Source organism: Nocardia stercoris, from assembly GCF_003696265.1.
GTDB classification, from domain to species: Bacteria; Actinomycetota; Actinomycetes; order Mycobacteriales; family Mycobacteriaceae; genus Nocardia; species Nocardia stercoris.
This window is the reverse complement of record NZ_RFFH01000003.1, coordinates 602,798-620,000: the sequence shown is the minus strand read 5'-3', so window position 1 is coordinate 620,000 and position 17,203 is coordinate 602,798. Positions and strand designations below refer to the sequence as shown.

Genomic DNA, 17,203 nt, shown 5'->3' with positions numbered 1-17,203 from the left:
CGCGTGTGGCTGATTTGTTGGTGTCGATGGTGGCGGTGAACAAGGCTGGTGGGGCGTATGTTCCGGTGGATCCGGAGTATCCGTCGGATCGGTTGCGGTTCATCCTGACCGACGCGCAACCGGTGCTCGTGCTGACCCACAGCAGCGTCGCGCAGGTGGTGCCGGATACCGGTGTCGCTAGACTGATGCTCGACGACGCCGCGGTAGCGTCCGAACTCGCCGGTAAAGCTGCTGCGCGCACCCGGTCGCTGGGCGACGTAGCCGCCGCCGGTGCGGCAAGCTCATCGGTCAACGCTTCCGCAGCCGCCCAGCGCCGCACCACATCCGCACCGACCTCCGTGAACGGCTCCGGCCGGCCGACAACCGCCGCCGTCACCCCGGGAAGCGACGAATCGGCGACCGCCGGCGCGGATCGCGGTGACGGTTCGGGCGACGTGTCTGTCGATGCCGAGTCCGGTCCCGTCGAGTCGGCGGTCGGTGCGGTTCGGGTGGTGTCGCCGGATTCGGTGTCGCACTTGATCTACACCTCCGGTACGACCGGTCAGTCCAAGGGTGCGATCATCACCCACGCGAACCTGGCGAACTTGGTGCGGGAGGCGTGGCCGGTCGCGGTGGGTGAGCGGATTCTGGCGCATGCGACGGTGGCGTTCGACGCGTCGACTTATGAGATCTGGCCGGCGTTGGTGTCGGGTGGGACGGTCGTGGTGGCGGGTTCACCACGTTCGGACCTGGACGAGATCGCGTCGTTGGTGCGGGAGCACCGAATCTCGAAGGCGCACTTGACGCCGCCGCTGCTGGCGGCATTGTCGGAACACATCGGTGTCGACGGTGGTGCGAACCCGCTCGGCTTCCTGACCCGTGTGATCGCCGGTGGTTCGGAGCTTTCGCCGGCGCTGGTTCGTGATCTGCGGGCGCGGTTCCCACAGTTGTGTGTGATCAACGGGTACGGGCCGACCGAAGCCACATCGTGCATGTCGGAATTCGACACCGCTGGGATGCCGGAGCAGGGTTCGATTCCGATCGGTGGCCCGTACGGGAATGTCCGGTGTTACGTCCTGGACAGCCGCCTTCAACCGGTTCCGGTCGGGGTCGAGGGTGAGTTGTATATCGCTGGTGCGCAATTGGCGCGCGGCTATCACGGCCGCGCGGACCTGACTGCTGCCCGGTTCGTGGCTGACCCGTTCGGCACACCCTCCGACGACGGCCTCGCCGAGGACACCGCAGGGCCGCTCGCCGCCGTATCCGATCGAACCGCGGGAGGTCGCCTGTACCGCACGGGTGATGTGGTGCGCTGGAACAAGTCCGGTGTGCTGGAGTACGTCGGCCGCGTCGACGACCAGGTGAAGATCCGTGGGTTCCGGATCGAGCCGGGTGAGATCGAGGCGGCGTTGCTGGCGCATCCCGGTGTCGGGCAGGCTGTGGTGGTCGCGCACGATTCCGGTCGCGGTAAGCAGCTGGTGGGTTATGTGGTGGCGGACGTCGTCACGGCCACTGATCCTGCGGTCGAGGTCGTCGATGCCGTCGAACGGAACGCGCCGATACCGGATGCCGGTGCGGTCCGCACGTTCCTGCGAGAACGGTTGCCGGAGTATATGATTCCGGCGTCCATCATGGTCCTGGACGCGCTGCCGTTGACACCCAACGGCAAGATCGACCGGAAAGCGTTGCCGGAACCCGTGTTCACGGCCGCGACCACCTACCGTGCGCCGGTGACCCCGGCCGAACTGGTGCTGACGCAGGTGTTCGCCGAGGTCCTCGGCCTCGACCGGGTGGGTGTCGACGACGACTTCTTCGACGTCGGCGGCGACTCGATCCGTTCGATCCAGGTGGTGTCGCGGGCGCGGGCCGCCGGCGTCAGCATCAGCCCGCGAGAGATATTCGAGCACCGGACCGTCGCGGCGCTGGCTCGCGCGGCGGGCGCGGACCAGGACCGGGACGCGCTGGCGGAACTGCCCGGCGGTGGTATCGGCTGGATGCCGCTGCTGCCGGTCACCCGGTTCATCCGGGATCTGGGTGCCGGTTTCGATCGGTTCAATCAGTCGATGCTGCTGGATCTTCCGGTGGGCATCGACCTCGACGGGCTGGTCGCGACCTGGCATGCGGTGCTGCGGCGGCATCCCGCGCTCACGGCCCGGCTGGTCGACGACGAGCGCGGCCCGGGGCTGGTGACGGTACCGGTCGACGAGGTCGATGTCGCCGCGCTGATCCACCGGATCCTGGTGCCGCACGACACCCAATTCGCCGACCGCGCCGAACTCGTCGCCGCCGAGATGGCCGCGGCCGCCGCCCGGCTGGCACCCGGGCGCGGTTCGATGCTGGACGTGATCTGGTTCGACCGCGGACCCGGCCACACCGGTGTGCTCGGTGTGGTGGTCCACCACGCGGTCATCGACGCGGTGTCGTGGCGAATCCTGTTGCCGGACTTGGCGGCGGCCTGGGCGCAGGTCGAAGCCGGGACCGCGGCGGGCCGGCCGCCGGTGTTGCCGGACGCGGGTACCTCGCTGCGCCGGTGGGCGCACGCGCTGGCCGACGCCGCGCACGCTCCGCAACGAGCGGCCGAAACCGACTGGTGGAGCCGAACATTGGCGCCCACCGGCGGTGCGGACCCGGCGATCGGTTCACGGGCACTGGATCCGGTGCTCGACACCACCGAGACCGTCGCCCGGATCCAGGCGGTGGTCCGGGTGGCCGACACCGAGGCCGTCCTCACCCGGCTGCCGGCGGCGCTGCACACCACGGTCGACGCCGGTCTGCTGGCGGCACTGCTGCTGGCGGTCACCGCGTGGCGGAGCGCCGACGGGATCACGCATCCCTCGCTGCTGGTCCGGCTTGAGGCCCACGGCCGCGAGGAGACCGTGGTGCCGGGCGCGGATCTGTCCGCCGCGGTCGGCTGGTTCACCAGTACCTATCCGATGCGGCTCACCGTCCCGCCGGCGCTCGACGCGGCAGCCGCGCTCACCGACCCGCAGATCGCGACCGCGCTCGTGGCCGAGATCGCCGCACAGCTGAGCGCGGTACCGGACAAGGGACTCGGATACGGGTTGCTGCGCTACCTGAACGACGCCACGGCCCCGGCGCTGGCCGACTTGCCCGCTCCGGAGCTGGGATTCAACTACCTGGGCCGCTACGGTTCCGCCGACCTCGGCGCCGCCGAGTCCGGTGCGGGTGGCTGGACCCCGACCACGCAGGTGCATCAGATCGCCGCACCGTACCCGGATCTGCCCGCGGTGTCGGTGATCGAGATCAACGCGATGGTCTTCGACACCGCGGCGGGACCGGCCCTGCACGCGACGTTCGCCTACGCGCGCAACGTCGTCGACGAGGAGCGGGTCGCGGCCCTGGTGGAGCTCTGGCTGGCGGCGCTGGCCGGGCTCGCCCGGTCGGTGCCCGCGCCGCACGAAGGATCGGAGAACAGCTAGACAACCGCACGCGTCGGGCATTCGAATTGGATATTCCGACCGTTGCCGCCGGTTCGTAATCGACGGTACGTTCATCGCATGAGCGAAATCTCCCAGTCGAATTCGTCCGAATCCGCAACCGGTTCCGATGTCGCGGAACCGGTTGCGGCGCCCATGTTGGTGGTCACGATGAACGATGTTCCCGGCTACGAGATCGTCGAGGTTTTCGGTGAGGTCGCCGGCTTGACGGTCCGTAGCCGGAGTCTCGGTGCGAATATTTCCGCGGGTTTCCGTCAGCTCGGCGGCGGCGAGATCCAGGAATACACCGAGCTGCTGTACAACTCGCGCGAAGAAGCGGTGCAGCGGATGATCAAGAAAGCGGCCGAGCGCGGCGGAAATGCCGTCGTGGCCATGCGATTCGACTGCAACGAAATCGCCAAGACCCTGACCGAATTCGCCGCGTACGGCACGGCGGTGCGGATCGAGAAGGTCGCCGGCAAGTGATGCACCGGCCGGCTGCCGGGGCTATTCGCCCTTCGGCAGCCGGCCGGCCCGTTCCAGCGCGGCGCGCAGCGCGTACTCGATCTGGCCGTTGATGCTGCGCAGGTCGTCGGCCGCCCACTTGGCGATGGCCTCGTGGATGGCCGGGTCGAGCCGGAGGAGAAGGCGTTTCGGCTCTCGCTTCGCCATCAGGAGTACAGGGTTCCGGTGTTGACGACGGGGGAGGCGGCACGGTCGCCGCAGAGCACGACCAGCAGGTTCGACGCCATCGCGGCCTTGCGCTCGTCGTCGAGATCGACCACGCCCTGCTCGGCCAGCCGGTCCAGCGCCAGACCCACCATGCCCACGGCGCCCTCGACGATGCGGGTGCGGGCGGCGACGACCTGTTCGGCCTGCTGGCGAACCAGCATGGCCTGTGCGATCTCCGGCGCGTAGGCGAGGTGGGTGATGCGTGCCTCGACGATCTCGATGCCGGCCATGGCGGTGCGTTCGCGCAGTTCACCGGTGAGTTCGCCGACCACGGCCGCCCCGTCGCGCAGGCTGATCGTGTCCGGGCCGGCGGATTGGTACGGGTGGCTGGTGGCCAGGTGCCGGACCGCGGTCTCGGACTGGGTGTGGGTGAAGTCCTCGTAGTTGTCCACGGCGAAGGCGGCTTTGAAGCTGTCGACGACCCGGAACGCGATGACCGCGGCGATCTCGATCGGGTTGCCGTCCGCGTCGTTGACCTTCAGTTTCTGGGTCTCGAAGTTGCGGATCCGCAGCGATACCCGGCGTTTCTCGGTCAGCGGGGTCACCCAGGACAGGCCGGGCCGGTCCACCGAGCCGATGTAGCGGCCGAAGAACTGCAGCACCCGGGCCTCGTTCGGGCCCACGACGGTGAGTCCGCTGGCGAGGACGACCGTGACCGCGATGAGCGCGATCCCGGCGGCGGCCGCGGCCGCATGCGCCGGATCGGACGGGTGGGTGCCCGCGGCGAGGCCGCCGATCGCGAGCGCCAGGCCCGCGGCGGCGGCGATGAGCAACAGGACCAGGGCGTAGAATCCGCTGACCCGGAAGGCTGGACGGAGCTCCATTGTCGACCTCCAGTATCGATATGATATCACGATGATAGTCCGGTTCCTGGCCGGAAGTCCAGGTCCGTCGCATCGCCGCTGATCGCGGGCGCGGCCCGCGGTCGCGGGCCGCCCGGGACGCGGCAGGCGCCGCGTGGTCGACTGACCAATATGCGCACTCGGCCACCGCGGTGAAAGTTTCTGCGCGCCAGGTATTTCGGCTATCACTCGTGGGCGCCACCGCCATTTGCCTGGACCGCGAATATCCCTATTCTGAGGCGGTGAACTGGAATGTTCCCGTCGACAGCCTGCCGAAACCTCCTCCACTGCCCGCGGAAACGCGCAACCGGCTCGATGCCGCACTCAACCGGCCCGCATTGCAGCAACCTTCCTGGAATGCGGCGGCCGCCGAGGAAATGCGGGCGGTACTGGAATCGGTACCGCCCATTTGTGTTCCCGCCGAAGTGGACGAGCTGCGGTCCCGGCTCGCCGACGTGGCGCGCGGCGAAGCATTCCTGATCCAGGGCGGCGACTGCGCCGAAACATTCGCCGGCAATACCGAATCGCATATCCAGGCGAATATGCGAACCCTGTTGCAGATGGCCGTGGTCCTGACCTACGGCGCCAGTCTGCCGGTGGTGAAAGTAGGCCGGATCGCGGGCCAGTACGCCAAGCCCCGATCGTCGGACACCGACTCGGCCGGACTGCTATCCTACCGCGGCGACATGGTGAACTCGCTCGTCGCCGATGCGGCACTGCGCGAACACGATCCGTCCCGGCTCGTCCACGCCTACGCCAACGCGGCCGCCACGATGAACCTGGTCCGCGCCCTCACCGCGGCCGGCATGGCCGATCTGCACCAGGTGCACGACTGGAACCGGGAATTCGTCGCCCGCTCCGCGGCGGGCGCCCGCTACGAGGCCATGGCCACCGACATCGACCGCGCCCTCAAGTTCATGCGGGCCTGCGGAGTCTCGGATCCGCACCTGGCCGGCGCCGACATCTATTGCTCGCACGAGGCACTCGTGCTGGACTACGAACGCGCGCTGTTGCGGCAGGCGCCGCACCCGGTGACCGGCGAGCCGGCGCTCTACGACCTGTCGGCCCACTACCTGTGGATCGGGGAGCGCACGCGCGGGCTCGACGGCGCGCACATCGCGTTCGCCGAACTGCTCGCCAACCCGATCGGCGTGAAGCTCGGGCCCACCGTCACCCCGGAGCAGGCCGCGGAATACGTCCACCGGCTCGACCCCGCCCGCGAACCGGGCCGGTTGACGCTCGTCACCCGGATGGGCAGCGCACACGTCCGCACGCTGCTGCCGCCGATCGTGGAGAAGGTCGAGGCCACCGGCCACCGGGTGATCTGGCAGTGCGACCCCATGCACGGCAACACCGTCACCTCCTCGACCGGATACAAGACCCGGCACTTCGACCGCATCGTCGACGAGGTGCAGGGCTTCTTCGAGGTCCACCGCGCGCTCGGCACCCATCCCGGCGGCCTGCACATCGAACTGACCGGGGAGAACGTCACCGAATGTCTGGGCGGCGCCCAGGACATCTCCGATCTCGATCTCGAGAGCCGCTACGACACCGCGTGCGACCCGCGGCTCAACACCGAGCAGTCGCTCGAGCTGGCGTTCCTGGTCGCCGAGATGCTGCGCTGACGAAGGACATCCGCCCCATGTTGCTCGGACTTCTCCGCCGATTTCTCGCGCCCTACCGGGTGCCGATCGCCGCGGTGATCGCACTGCAGTGCGTCGCCACGCTGGCGATGCTCTATCTGCCGACGCTCAACGCCGACCTCGTCGACAACGGTGTCACCACCGGCGACACCGATCACATCCGCCGCGTCGGGATGTGGATGCTGCTGGTGACGGCCCTGCAGATCGTGGCGTCGGCGTGCTCGATGTATCTCGGATCGCGGGCCGCGATGGCCGCGGGGCGCGACATCCGCGCCGCGCTGCTGCGCCGGGTCGGCACGTTCTCCGCCCACGAGGTCGGCCGGTTCGGCGTGCCGTCGCTGATCACCCGCACCACCAACGACGTCGACCAGGTCCAGACGCTGCTCGTGCTGAGCGTCTCGCTGCTGGTGCCCGCCCCGATCATGTGCGCCGGCGGCATCGTGCTGGCGCTGCGACAGGGACCGGATCCGGCCTGGGTGCTGGTGATCGCGGTACCGGTGCTCGGTGCGGCGATGGCGGCCGTGATCGCCCGCTCGGTGCCGGCGTACCGGACCGTGCAGACCGCGCTCGACCGGGTGACGCTGGTCCTGCGGGAACAGATCACCGGCATCCGGATCGTGCGCGCGTTCGTGCGCGAGTCCCCGGAGCGGGAGCGTTTCGCGGCCGCCAACCGCGAATTGACCGGTGCCGCACTGACAGTGGGCCGCCTGACCGCGCTGATGTATCCCTTGGTGCTGGTGATCAGCAACGTGACGTCGGTGGCGGTGTTGTGGTTCGGTGGCCGGGAAGTCGATGCGGGGTCGATCCGGATCGGTGTCCTGAGCGCCATGACGGTCTATCTGATGCAGATCCTCGCGGCGGTGATGATGGCGTCCTTCCTGGCCATGATCGCGCCGCGGGCGGCGGTGTCGGCGGAGCGGATCCGCGCGGTGTTCGACACGCGGCCCGCGGTCGCCGACCCGGACCGGCCGCGACCGTTCGCGGGTGACCCCGCGGTCGTCGAACTCCGCGGCGTGGCATACGGATTCCCGGGCGCCGAGGCAATGGTGCTGCGCGACATCGACTTCCGGGTCGAGCCGGGCCGGCACACGGCGATCGTCGGCGCCACCGGCTCGGGGAAGACCACGCTGCTGGACCTGATCGCCCGGCAGATCGACGTCACCGCGGGCTCGGTCCGGGTCGGCGGCACGGACGTCCGGGAACTGGCCCGCGCCCAATTGCGGGCCCGGATCGCGGTGGTACCGCAGCAGTCGTATCTGTTCGCCGGGACGATCGCGTCGAACCTGCGGCTCGGCGACCCGACAGCGGACGACGAAAAGCTCTGGGCGGCACTGGAAACCGCGCAGGCGGCCGACTTCGTCCGTGATCTGCCCGGCGGGCTGGCCGCCGAGGTCACCCAGGGCGGCAGCGGCTTCTCCGGTGGGCAGCGGCAACGGCTGGCGATCGCGCGCGCGGTGGTGCGCCAACCCCGGCTGTACCTGTTCGACGACTGCTTCTCCGCGCTGGACGCCGGCACCGACGCCCGGGTGCGCGCCGCGCTGCGGACGGTGACCGCGGACGCCTCGGTCGTCACTGTGTCCCAACGGATCTCGACGGTCCGCGACGTCGATCGGATCGTCGTGCTCGACCGCGGGACCGTCGCCGGCATCGGCACCCACGAGCAGCTGCTGGACAGCTGCCCGGAATATCGCGAGCTCGCCGAGTCGCAGCTCGAAGCACAGGAGGTGTTGTGATGCAACCAGGTACGGCGAGCGGCCCGGCGCCGCTACAGCGACCGGAGGCGTTCGGGCCGTCGTTGCGCCGGCTGCTGGGCCGGCTCGCGCCCGAACGGGCCGCCGTGCTCGCCGTTCTCGTGCTCGCGGTGATCTCAGTGGTACTGAACGTGATCGGGCCCGAACTGCTGGGCCGGGCCACCGACCTGATCTTCGACGGCGTCGTCGGCCGGACCCTGCGCGCCGGGCAGACCCGGACCGAGGCGGTGGACGCGCTGCGCGCGGCCGGCCACACCCGCAGCGCCGACCTGCTCGCCGGGATGGACGTGATCCCCGGCCGAGGCGTCGATCTCGACGCACTGGGCCGGGTGCTACTGATCGCCCTCGCGGTCTACCTGATCGCGGCATTGTGCGCCTGGATGCAGGGCCGACTGCTCAACGTCGTGGTCAACCGGGTCGTCAACCGGCTGCGGTCCGAAGTGGAGGACAAGATCCACCGGCTGCCGCTGCGCTACTTCGACACCACTCCGCGCGGCGAGCTGCTGTCGCGGGTCACCAACGACGTCGACAACGTGGCACAGAGCCTGAACCAGACCCTCAGCCAGCTGGTCATGGCGGTTCTCACCGTGGCCGGCATTCTGGCGATGATGTTCTGGATCTCGTGGCTGCTGGCCCTGATCGCGCTGGCCGCGATGCCGGTGGCGGCCGTCGTGACCGGCCTGATCGCGGTCCGCGCCAAACCGCACCTGGTCGACCAGTGGACCTACACCGGGCAGGCGAACGCCTTGGTGGAGCAGGCTTTCACCGGTCACCGGGTGATCACCGCCTTCGACGGCGCCGAGCGGTTCGCCGCCGAATTCGACGAGTGCAACGGCAAGCTGTTCCGGTCCGGGTTCCGGGCGCAGTTCCTGGCCGGATCGATCATGCCGGCGATGCTGTTCGTCGGGAACCTGAACTACGTGGTCGTCGCCGTGGTCGGTGGGCTGCGCGTGGCGTCGGGCCGGATCTCGCTCGGTGACGTGCTGGCGTTCACCGTGTACTCGCGGCAGTTCAGCCAGCCCATCACCCAGATCGGCACGATGCTGACCCTGCTGCAGTCCGGGGTGGTGTCCGCCGAACGGATCTTCGCCGTCCTCGACGCCGACGAGGAGGCGCCGGATCCGGCGGTGCCCGATCCGCGGCCCATCGATCGGGGGCGGGTCGTGTTCGACGACGCCTGCTTCCGGTACGACCCGCAGACCCCGCTGATCGAGTCGCTGTCGTTGGTCGCCGAAGCGGGCCGGGTGGTCGCGATCGTCGGGCCCACCGGTGCCGGCAAGACCACGCTGGTCAATCTGCTGCTGCGGTTCTACGAACTCGACTCCGGCACGATCACGATCGACGGTGTCGACATCGCGACGGTCTCGCGAGATCGGTTGCGCGCCAACGCCGCAATGGTGCTGCAGGACACCTGGTTGTTCGGCGGGACGATCCGCGACAACATCGCCTACGGCGACCCGACCGCCGGCGAGGAAGCGATCCGCGCCGCCGCTCGCGCCGCGTATGTCGACCGGTTCGTGCACGCCCTGCCGCTGGGCTACGACACCGTCGTCGACGAGGACGGCGGCGGGATCAGCGCGGGGGAGAAGCAGCTGGTGACCATCGCGCGCGCGTTCCTCGCCGATCCCGCGATCCTGATTCTGGACGAGGCGACCAGTTCCGTCGACACCCGTACCGAGGTTCTCGTCCAGCGGGCGATGGCCGAATTACGGCGGGAGCGAACATGTTTCGTGATCGCTCATCGGCTCTCGACCATCCGGAACGCCGACCTGATCGTCGTGCTGGACGGGGGCCGGATCGTCGAACAGGGCACGCACGAGGAACTCGTCGCCGCCGGCGGCGCCTATTTCCGCTTGCACGCCGAACAATTCGCGGGAGCCGCCGGGTAGCGGCAGCACGCGCGGCGAGGCCGCCGGCGCAGGCACAGTCGGTGCCGGCCGGCGGCCTCGTCGTGCTGTGTCGAGTCGGCGAAAAACGGCTGGTCGACCGTGGATTCGCCGCGGATGCGCCGCTCGCCGGGGCTCTGTTAGCGTCGCGGCGTGCTGCTCAAGAGCGGGGTCGTCGTAGCCGCGACCGCAACAGTATTCATGTCGTGTCAGCTGGGAACCGCTGCGGCGGAACCGGATTCGCCATTGGCCGGACCGGCCGGCGCACAAACCGATTCGTCGCCCACCGCGGTGCCGGTGGGCGTGACCACCCTGCACCTGGTGGACCCGAACCGGGCCGACGCGCGGGCGCCGCAGACCCGCCGCGAACTGGCGGTGACGATCCACTATCCGGCCGCCGACGCCGCGTCCTATCCACTGGCCGACGGTTCGCGGCCCTGGCTTCCGGTGGCCGGGCACCCCTCCCGGTCGTATCTCGGTGCCCCCGTGGACACTTCGTCGGGCCGGCTGCCGGTGGTCCTGTATCAGCCCGGTGCCGGTGCCGCGGCCTACGAGGGGACCACGATGGTGGAATCCCTGGCCGCGCGCGGCTATGTGGTGGTGTCGATGGACGACACCCACGACGCCCTGTTCGGCACCGACTTCCCCGACGGACACTATGTGCCCGTCGACCCCAACGCCGAACTCAGTGCCGACACCCTCGCGATCTCCTCGGCCGCCCGCGCCGGTGACATCTCGTTCGTCCTGGACCAGCTGAGCGCCCTGACTCGGGGCGTCGACCCCGACGTCGACCACGGCGTGCTGCCCGCCGGGCTGGACGCGGCCATGGACCTGAACGAGGTCGGCATGTTCGGCCACAATCTCGGCGGGGCGATGGCGCTCTACGCCGACTCCCGGGTGCGGGCCGGCGTCGACCTCGACGGTGCGCTCCCGCCGACGGCGCTGGACCCCGGGCTGGTCGCCGACCCGAACCGCCCGATGCTGTTCGTGCTCGGCGGCGGCACCAACCCCGCCCTGGGCCACGACACGCTCCAGAAGATGACCGGCGACCGGCCGGGATGGACCCGCGAACTCGTCCTCGACAGCGCCGTGCACCAGAGCTTCGACGACATCAAGTACAACCCGGACTGGTATCAGGTGATCGAGGCCGGCGGTTGGGGCGCCCTGAACCCCGACCGTGGACACGCGGTGATCAACGCCTATGTCGCCGCGATGTTCGACCATTTCCTGCGCGGGCGGCACGAACCCCTCCTGGACGCCCCCAGCGCGGAATACCCCGAGATCACCTTCGGCTGATTCGTTCTCGAAGGACTGTCACCCCGGACCGCTCAGCGGCCCGGGGTGACCATCGTTTCGGGCTTCGTTCAGATTGGGCGCTGTTCGGCGGTGGACTCGTCGGCGCGGAAGAATTCGATCATGAGTTCGTTGATCGCGTCCGGCCGTTCCAGATAGCCGAAGTGACCGGCGTCGGGAATTTCCGCGTACTGCGCGTCCGGAATGATCTCGGCCACTTCACGAGACAGGAACGGCGGAATCATCCGATCGTCGGCGAACGCGACGGACAGGCACGGCACCGTGATCGCGCGATAGTCCTCGACCCGGTCGAAAATGTAGTTCATGCGTCGTTGCGCCCGCAGGCCCGGCGTCAGTGTGTGGTCGCTGAATTCGAACAGATCCAGCCATTCCAGTGCGGTGTCCTGGTCGGCCATCGTGGCCGGTGACATGTTCAGCGCCGCCGTGAGCGCGGACTGGTAGCGGGGTGGGAGCACGATACCCAGCTCGTCCAGATCGCGCTCACCGGCCGACAGGGTCGCCTGGAAGGCGTCCACGCGCGCGTGCGCGCCCATCAGCACCGCGCGGCGGATCAACTCCGGGCGGGTCAACGCGAGTTCCTGGGCGATCCGCGCCCCGAACGACGTGCCCGCGATCAAAACCGGCCCCTCGTCGAGGAATTCGATCAACGCCGCCGTGTCCGCCACCATATCCGCCTGGGTGATACCGTCGGCGCATTCGTCGGACGGTGCGATCCCGCGATTGTCGAACGTGCACACCCGATAACCCGCGGCCAGCAAGGCCGGCACCTGATACAGCTCCCACACCCGTCCGGGACTCCCCGTCCCCATCACCAGCAGAACCAGCGGCGCGGAGCGGGGAGAATCCGTGCCCCGCTTCGCATCTCCGCGCACCTGATAATTGATCGAGATTCCGTTCACCGTCGCCATCGGCATTGTTCGCCCCGAACCCTTCGTGCTTTCGTGTGCCATCGGCACGGTAACGCGGCGAGGGCGGTGGACGAGAGGCCCTCGGGACCGAGGGTGCGCGAAGACGTGCCCGGCCGTCTCACGCCACCGGTCGCGGGCATCCTGGCCTCGACCCGATCAGCGATGCGGGCACAGCCGACGAGTTGCGCCTCGACCGGCCGGGTGCCGCCTACACTGGCGTATTCGATTGCGACGAACCGAGGCAGGTCCGAGATCGCAGCCACACCTACGGAATCGGCACCGCCCGCGGCCGCACGCCGCCGGTGGCGGATCGTGCTCGGCGGGTCGGTCGTCGTTCTCGGTGTCGTGGTGGCGATCGTCTTCGGCGTTCTCGCGGTCGGCCTGGTGGCGTACCTGGCTGCCGTCCCGGCGTTGTTCCTCGGCGGGGGACTGCTGGTCGCGGTCGGTGTGTGTTTTCTGGTGAGCCGGTGGGGGTTCCGCTTGTCCGGGGTGCGGCACGCGGGGCCGCGCGCGGCCGGATTCAGCGTCGCGGTCGGGGCGGCGATCGTCGCGTCGGCGGCGGCGACCGTCCTGCATCCCTTCCCGGCCCAGCCGAAAGCCGCTGTGCCGCAGGATGTCCGGTACTGGGAGCTGCCGACCGGATCGCGCATCGCCTACGTCCACGCGGCGGCCGCACCGGGCCCGGCCCGGAAGCCGCCGGTGATCTTCCTGCACGGCGGACCCGGGACCCCGGGAGAAGGGATCCCGACCGGCGGCGCGGAACTCGCGGCCCAAGGATTCGACGTCTACGCCTACGACCAAGTGGGCGCCGGCCGCTCGACCCGCCTCACCGATGTCACCGGCTACACCGTGCGACGCCAGGTGGACGATCTCGAAGCGATCCGGGCCCGGCTCGGCGTCGATCAGCTCATTCTCGTGGGCCGGTCCTGGGGCGGCTCGCTGACCGCGCAGTACCTCGCGGCCCACCCCGATCGAGTCGCGAAAGCCGTGGTGGTCGCGCCCGGGGCGATCTGGCCCAAGGCCTTTCCCGACGGCGTCGGCGAGCCCTGGAACGCGATGGATCCCGCGCAGCAGGCCCGCTACGACGACCTGACGGCCAACCCGCGCATCCTCGCACTGTCGTTGCTGATGGGCGTGAATCCCGAAGCCGCGCACGCGTTCGTCCCTGATGCCGAGGCCGACTCCTGGATGCACGAGGTGGCACTCACCGGACGAGACGGAGCCTCCTGCTCGCGCGCGGTCACCACACCCCCGCACGACAACCTGCAAGGCTTCTACGTGAACCAGCTGACGACACGCGATTTCGCGTCCATCGCGGACCCCAGACCGGCCCTGCGCAACGCACACGTCCCTGTCCTGGTGATGGCGGCGCAATGCGACTTCCTGCACTGGCCGGTCAGCCGCGAATATCGGGACACGCTGCCCGACGCGACCCTGGTCGACATCCAGGGCGCGGGCCACGCGGTCTCGACCGACCAGCCTGAGCTCTTCACACAGCTCCTCGAGAGCTTCCTCGCCGACCGGCCCCTGCCGCTGCCCGCCTACACCGCCATGGACCCGCCGCCCGGACGCTGGACCCGCTGAGGAGCGATGATCCTGCGCACGTACCGGCCCGAACCGGCCATCTCCGACAGCAAGCGGACCCCGCGGAAGGTGCTGAAGAGTTAGGCGTCAGGTTCCGCGGAACCGGAGGTTCGCTTTCCCCTGCCAACGTATAACGCACCTGGGGGCTTGCCGCAAGACCGGGGGGATACCGCAGAATCGCACCTCGTAGTTGATCAACCGCGGAAACTGGGGTGTGGATTGCGAGTCATGGACACCGACGTGATCATCGTCGGCGCCGGCCCGACCGGGCTGATGTCGGCCGGTGAACTGCGCCTGGCCGGGGTACGAACGCTGGTGCTGGAGCGGCATCCGCGACTCTGGGATGTCCCGAAGGCCAGTGGAATCGGTGGCCGGATTCTGGACTTGCTGCGGTATCGCGGATTGCTGGATCGGTTCGAGGCCGCCAGTTCCGATCCGTATCCGCCGTTGCGGTTGCCGTTCGGCGGGATGCACCTGGACTTCACTCGGATGGCGGAAGCGCCGATGAAGGTGCTGCCGATGGCGCAGATGGAGATCGAACGACTGCTCGCTGACCGTGCTGTCGAATCGGGTGCGGAGATCCGGCGTGGGCATCGGGTGGACGCGGTGCGGCAGGACGACCAGGCGGTGACCGCGGAGGTGACCGGGCCGGACGGGGCGTACACGGTGACGGCGCGGTATCTGGTGGCTTGCGATGGTGGGCGCAGCCGAATTCGCGAGATGGCGGGAATCGTTTTCTCCGGCACCACGTATCCGGAGGTGGTGCGGCTGGCTCAGGTGGCGGTGGGCGACGGTGTGACCGTTCACGAGAACGGCGACCTCGAGGTGCCCGGATTCGGGCGGGTCGCGGCGGGATTCACCCGAACCGAGACCGGTCAATTGGCCTTCGCGAGCACGCCGGACGGGGCGTTGCACCTGTCGACCACCGAGGACGAGACCGCGGAATACGACGACGATGTGCCGATGACCCTGGACGAACTGCAGGGCAGTGTCCGCCGGGTGCTGGGTGCGGAGATTCCGATGCGGGACCCGAAGCGGTTGTCGCGCTTCACCTTCAAGGATCTTCAGGCCGAACGGTATCGTGCCGGGCGGATCATGGTGGCCGGTGATGCCGCGCATCTGTTCCCGTCCACCGGTGTCGCGCTCAATGCGGGCATGCTCGACACGGTGAACCTGGCGTGGAAGCTGGGCGCCGAGATCGGCGGCTGGGCGCCGGAAGGTCTGCTGGACACCTACCACGAGGAACGGCACGCGGCCGGTGCGCGTACGCGCATGCAGGCTCGGGCGCAGGTGGCGTTGCGGCGTGGGCAGGATGCCGCGTCCGAAGCGCTGCGGCAGTTGTTCCAGGAACTGACCACCGACGAACCGGCGCTGCGGCGGGTGGGCGACCTGATCGCGGGCAACTGCACCCGCTACCCGCAGCCCGGATCCGACCGGCACGCCCTGATCGGCGCTTTCGCACCCGATCTCGTGCTGCACACCGAGCAGGGCGAGAGCAGCGTCGCCGCGCTGATGCGCACCGCCCGGCCCATCCTGCTGATCCTCGCCGAGCGCGCGGATCTTCGGGAGATCGCCGAACCCTGGCAGGACCGCGTCGAAATCCACACCGCCACAACGGAGGACCGGCCCGCCGACGCCCTGCTCATCCGCCCGGACGCCCACATCGCCTGGGCCGCGCCCATCGCGGAACCCGCCGACTCGGCCACGGAATCGCTGCGCGAAGCACTCGGATCCTGGTTCGGTGCACCGCTGACCGCGGCCGTCCGGTAATCGAGTAGTCGACGGCTGCGATCTCGAGCAGTGATCGCAGCCGCCGTATCGGTGCATCCGGCGGCGATCTCAGCCCCGCACGGCTTGATTCGGCGCAAGCGATTCCGCTGCCCGGCAGGCTCGGCTGGGCGGCCTTGGGTGCTGGAGCCGGCCGGCGCATCCCGTGGCGATGAGTTTTGCCGTGTGGGGCAGTCTGATCTGCATGGGCAGACTCATCTATGGCTTCAACGTGTCGGTGGACGGGTACATCGCCGACGCACAAGGCAATATCGACTGGTCCGAGCCGAGCGACGAGCTCCATCAGTACTGGAACGACTTCGAGCGAGAGACCGCGCTGTCGTTCTACGGCCGGCGGATCTATGAATTGATGGCCGCGTACTGGCCGACCGCTGACCGAGCCCCGGACGCGACCCCGCTGATCGTCGACTTCGCGCACGTGTGGCGGGCCATGCCGAAGGTCGTGTTCTCCCGCACTCTGCAGTCGGTCGATTGGAACTCGCGGCTGGAGCGCCGCGACCCGGTCGAGGTGGTGTCGAAGCTGAAAGCCGAGACCGAGGGCCAGCTGGAGGTGGCGGGCGCGACGTTGGCCGCGCCGATCGTGCGGGCCGGGCTGGTAGACGAGTTCCGGATCGTGGTCACGCCCACCGCGGTGGGTGGCGGCACACCGTTCTTCCCGTCCCTGCCGTCGTGGATATCGCTGCGGCTGTTGGAAAATCGGACTTTCCCGGGCGGCACCGTGCTGCTGCGGTACGAGGCGAAGCGCGACTGAGGCAGCCGACACCGAACTCGCGGTCAGAAACCGCCCACCAGCGGTTCCTGACCGGCACACCCCGGCAACAACGCCCGCCCGGCCGCTCGCTGACCGAAGCAGGGCCGGATCCGGGTCGGGACTTCACTCGCCTGCATCTGTTTCTATTTCGGCACTTCGATCGGAATCGGCGGGATCCCTCCGGTCGCGTTCGCACAGTGCGGCTCGGGAATTCCGTAGCGGAGGTTTCCGGCGTGCGGGATGTGCCATTAGCTCGGATCTGCCCGCAATGTGATGAAAATACTTGCGGGCGTGGTTTGCACTCTCTCGGGAAACTTCACGCATCGTATTTTTCGGGTCGGTTGCAAGCGCGCGTGGCTGTTGCGACAGCTCTCGCCCGGTAGCGTGCGCTGAACCGAATGTGGCGGAGTATCAATGTATTCCGCAGCTGCTGTCTGGCAGCCGCGGTTGGGCGAAGGGCGAATCCGATCAGTGTCGTGGTTCGGGGACCCAGGCCGAACCTGCACGGCCCCTGTGGGTTAAGGGCTGTGAAGCCCGCTACACTGCTCCATCGGGCCGCCGGATAGCCTCTGACTACGAGCCCACTTC

Annotated in this window: 12 protein-coding genes; 9 read left to right on the top strand and 3 right to left on the bottom strand. The window is 68.9% G+C overall.

Going from position 1 to position 17,203, the window contains the following annotated elements; translation table 11 throughout:
- Both EBN03_RS11130 and EBN03_RS11125 read left to right on the top strand, forming a co-directional pair.
- Window positions 1–3,419 (top strand): AMP-binding protein (locus EBN03_RS11130; protein ID WP_147471536.1); only part of this gene is annotated, 3,419 nt, incomplete at its 5' end.
- A 153-nt stretch (window positions 3,420–3,572) separates the two neighbouring features.
- Window positions 3,573–3,902: a YbjQ family protein gene (locus tag EBN03_RS11125; protein WP_122187923.1), complete on the top strand. Its 330-nt coding sequence runs from the start codon at window positions 3,573–3,575 to the stop codon at window positions 3,900–3,902.
- A gap of 21 nt (window positions 3,903–3,923) precedes the next feature.
- On the opposite strand, the gene EBN03_RS34535 is transcribed toward EBN03_RS11125, so the two are convergent.
- Both EBN03_RS34535 and EBN03_RS11120 read right to left on the bottom strand, forming a co-directional pair.
- Window positions 3,924–4,088: a hypothetical protein gene (locus EBN03_RS34535; RefSeq protein WP_199742722.1), complete on the bottom strand. Its 165-nt coding sequence runs from the start codon at window positions 4,086–4,088 to the stop codon at window positions 3,924–3,926.
- A complete protein-coding gene (locus EBN03_RS11120) occupies window positions 4,088–4,972 on the bottom strand; it encodes an SPFH domain-containing protein (RefSeq protein ID WP_122187837.1) in 885 nt (294 codons plus the stop codon). The genes EBN03_RS34535 and EBN03_RS11120 overlap by 1 nt, the downstream gene beginning before the upstream one ends.
- A gap of 260 nt (window positions 4,973–5,232) precedes the next feature.
- On the opposite strand from EBN03_RS11120, the gene EBN03_RS11115 reads away from it, so the two are divergent.
- The 4 genes from EBN03_RS11115 to EBN03_RS11100 all read left to right on the top strand — a co-directional run bounded on the left by EBN03_RS11115 (window position 5,233) and on the right by EBN03_RS11100 (window position 11,566).
- Complete coding sequence (locus tag EBN03_RS11115) at window positions 5,233–6,615, top strand: class II 3-deoxy-7-phosphoheptulonate synthase (protein WP_122187922.1); 1,383 nt, start codon at window positions 5,233–5,235, stop codon at window positions 6,613–6,615.
- 17 nt (window positions 6,616–6,632) lie between these two features.
- Window positions 6,633–8,366, top strand: coding sequence for an ABC transporter ATP-binding protein (locus EBN03_RS11110; protein WP_122187836.1), 1,734 nt, complete (start codon window positions 6,633–6,635; stop codon window positions 8,364–8,366).
- Window positions 8,366–10,273, top strand: a complete 1,908-nt coding sequence (locus tag EBN03_RS11105; protein WP_122187835.1) for an ABC transporter ATP-binding protein — start codon at window positions 8,366–8,368, stop codon at window positions 10,271–10,273. The genes EBN03_RS11110 and EBN03_RS11105 overlap by 1 nt, the downstream gene beginning before the upstream one ends.
- A 150-nt stretch (window positions 10,274–10,423) precedes the next feature.
- The gene (locus tag EBN03_RS11100) at window positions 10,424–11,566 is read left to right on the top strand and encodes an alpha/beta hydrolase family protein (protein WP_147471535.1); all 1,143 of its coding nucleotides are present in this window, start codon (window positions 10,424–10,426) and stop codon (window positions 11,564–11,566) included.
- Between the two features lie 68 nt (window positions 11,567–11,634).
- On the opposite strand, the gene EBN03_RS11095 is transcribed toward EBN03_RS11100, so the two are convergent.
- A complete protein-coding gene (locus tag EBN03_RS11095; protein ID WP_122187833.1) occupies window positions 11,635–12,498 on the bottom strand; it encodes an alpha/beta fold hydrolase in 864 nt (287 codons plus the stop codon).
- Window positions 12,499–12,804: 306 nt separating this feature from the next.
- On the opposite strand from EBN03_RS11095, the gene EBN03_RS11090 reads away from it, so the two are divergent.
- The 3 genes from EBN03_RS11090 to EBN03_RS11080 all read left to right on the top strand — a co-directional run bounded on the left by EBN03_RS11090 (window position 12,805) and on the right by EBN03_RS11080 (window position 16,615).
- The gene (locus EBN03_RS11090) at window positions 12,805–14,076 is read left to right on the top strand and encodes an alpha/beta fold hydrolase (RefSeq protein ID WP_122187832.1); all 1,272 of its coding nucleotides are present in this window, start codon (window positions 12,805–12,807) and stop codon (window positions 14,074–14,076) included.
- A 228-nt stretch (window positions 14,077–14,304) separates the two neighbouring features.
- A complete protein-coding gene (locus tag EBN03_RS11085; protein ID WP_122187831.1) occupies window positions 14,305–15,846 on the top strand; it encodes an FAD-dependent monooxygenase in 1,542 nt (513 codons plus the stop codon).
- Window positions 15,847–16,048: 202 nt separating this feature from the next.
- Window positions 16,049–16,615 (top strand): dihydrofolate reductase family protein, encoded by a 567-nt coding sequence (locus EBN03_RS11080; RefSeq protein WP_122187830.1) that lies wholly within the window; start codon window positions 16,049–16,051, stop codon window positions 16,613–16,615.
- Window positions 16,616–17,203: the final 588 nt, after the last annotated feature.

Excerpts from the sequence above, each read along its gene's own strand:
- EBN03_RS11080 (WP_122187830.1), top strand. The coding sequence starts at position 16,049 with ATGGGCAGACTCATCTATGGCTTCAACGTGTCGGTGGACGGGTACATC.
- EBN03_RS11125 (WP_122187923.1), top strand. The coding sequence starts at position 3,573 with ATGTTGGTGGTCACGATGAACGATGTTCCCGGCTACGAGATCGTCGAG.
- EBN03_RS11110 (WP_122187836.1), top strand. The coding sequence starts at position 6,633 with ATGTTGCTCGGACTTCTCCGCCGATTTCTCGCGCCCTACCGGGTGCCG.
- EBN03_RS11120 (WP_122187837.1), bottom strand. The coding sequence starts at position 4,972 with ATGGAGCTCCGTCCAGCCTTCCGGGTCAGCGGATTCTACGCCCTGGTC.
- EBN03_RS11105 (WP_122187835.1), top strand. The coding sequence starts at position 8,366 with ATGCAACCAGGTACGGCGAGCGGCCCGGCGCCGCTACAGCGACCGGAG.
- EBN03_RS11085 (WP_122187831.1), top strand. The coding sequence starts at position 14,305 with ATGGACACCGACGTGATCATCGTCGGCGCCGGCCCGACCGGGCTGATG.
- EBN03_RS11095 (WP_122187833.1), bottom strand. The coding sequence starts at position 12,498 with ATGCCGATGGCGACGGTGAACGGAATCTCGATCAATTATCAGGTGCGC.
- EBN03_RS34535 (WP_199742722.1), bottom strand. The coding sequence starts at position 4,088 with ATGGCGAAGCGAGAGCCGAAACGCCTTCTCCTCCGGCTCGACCCGGCC.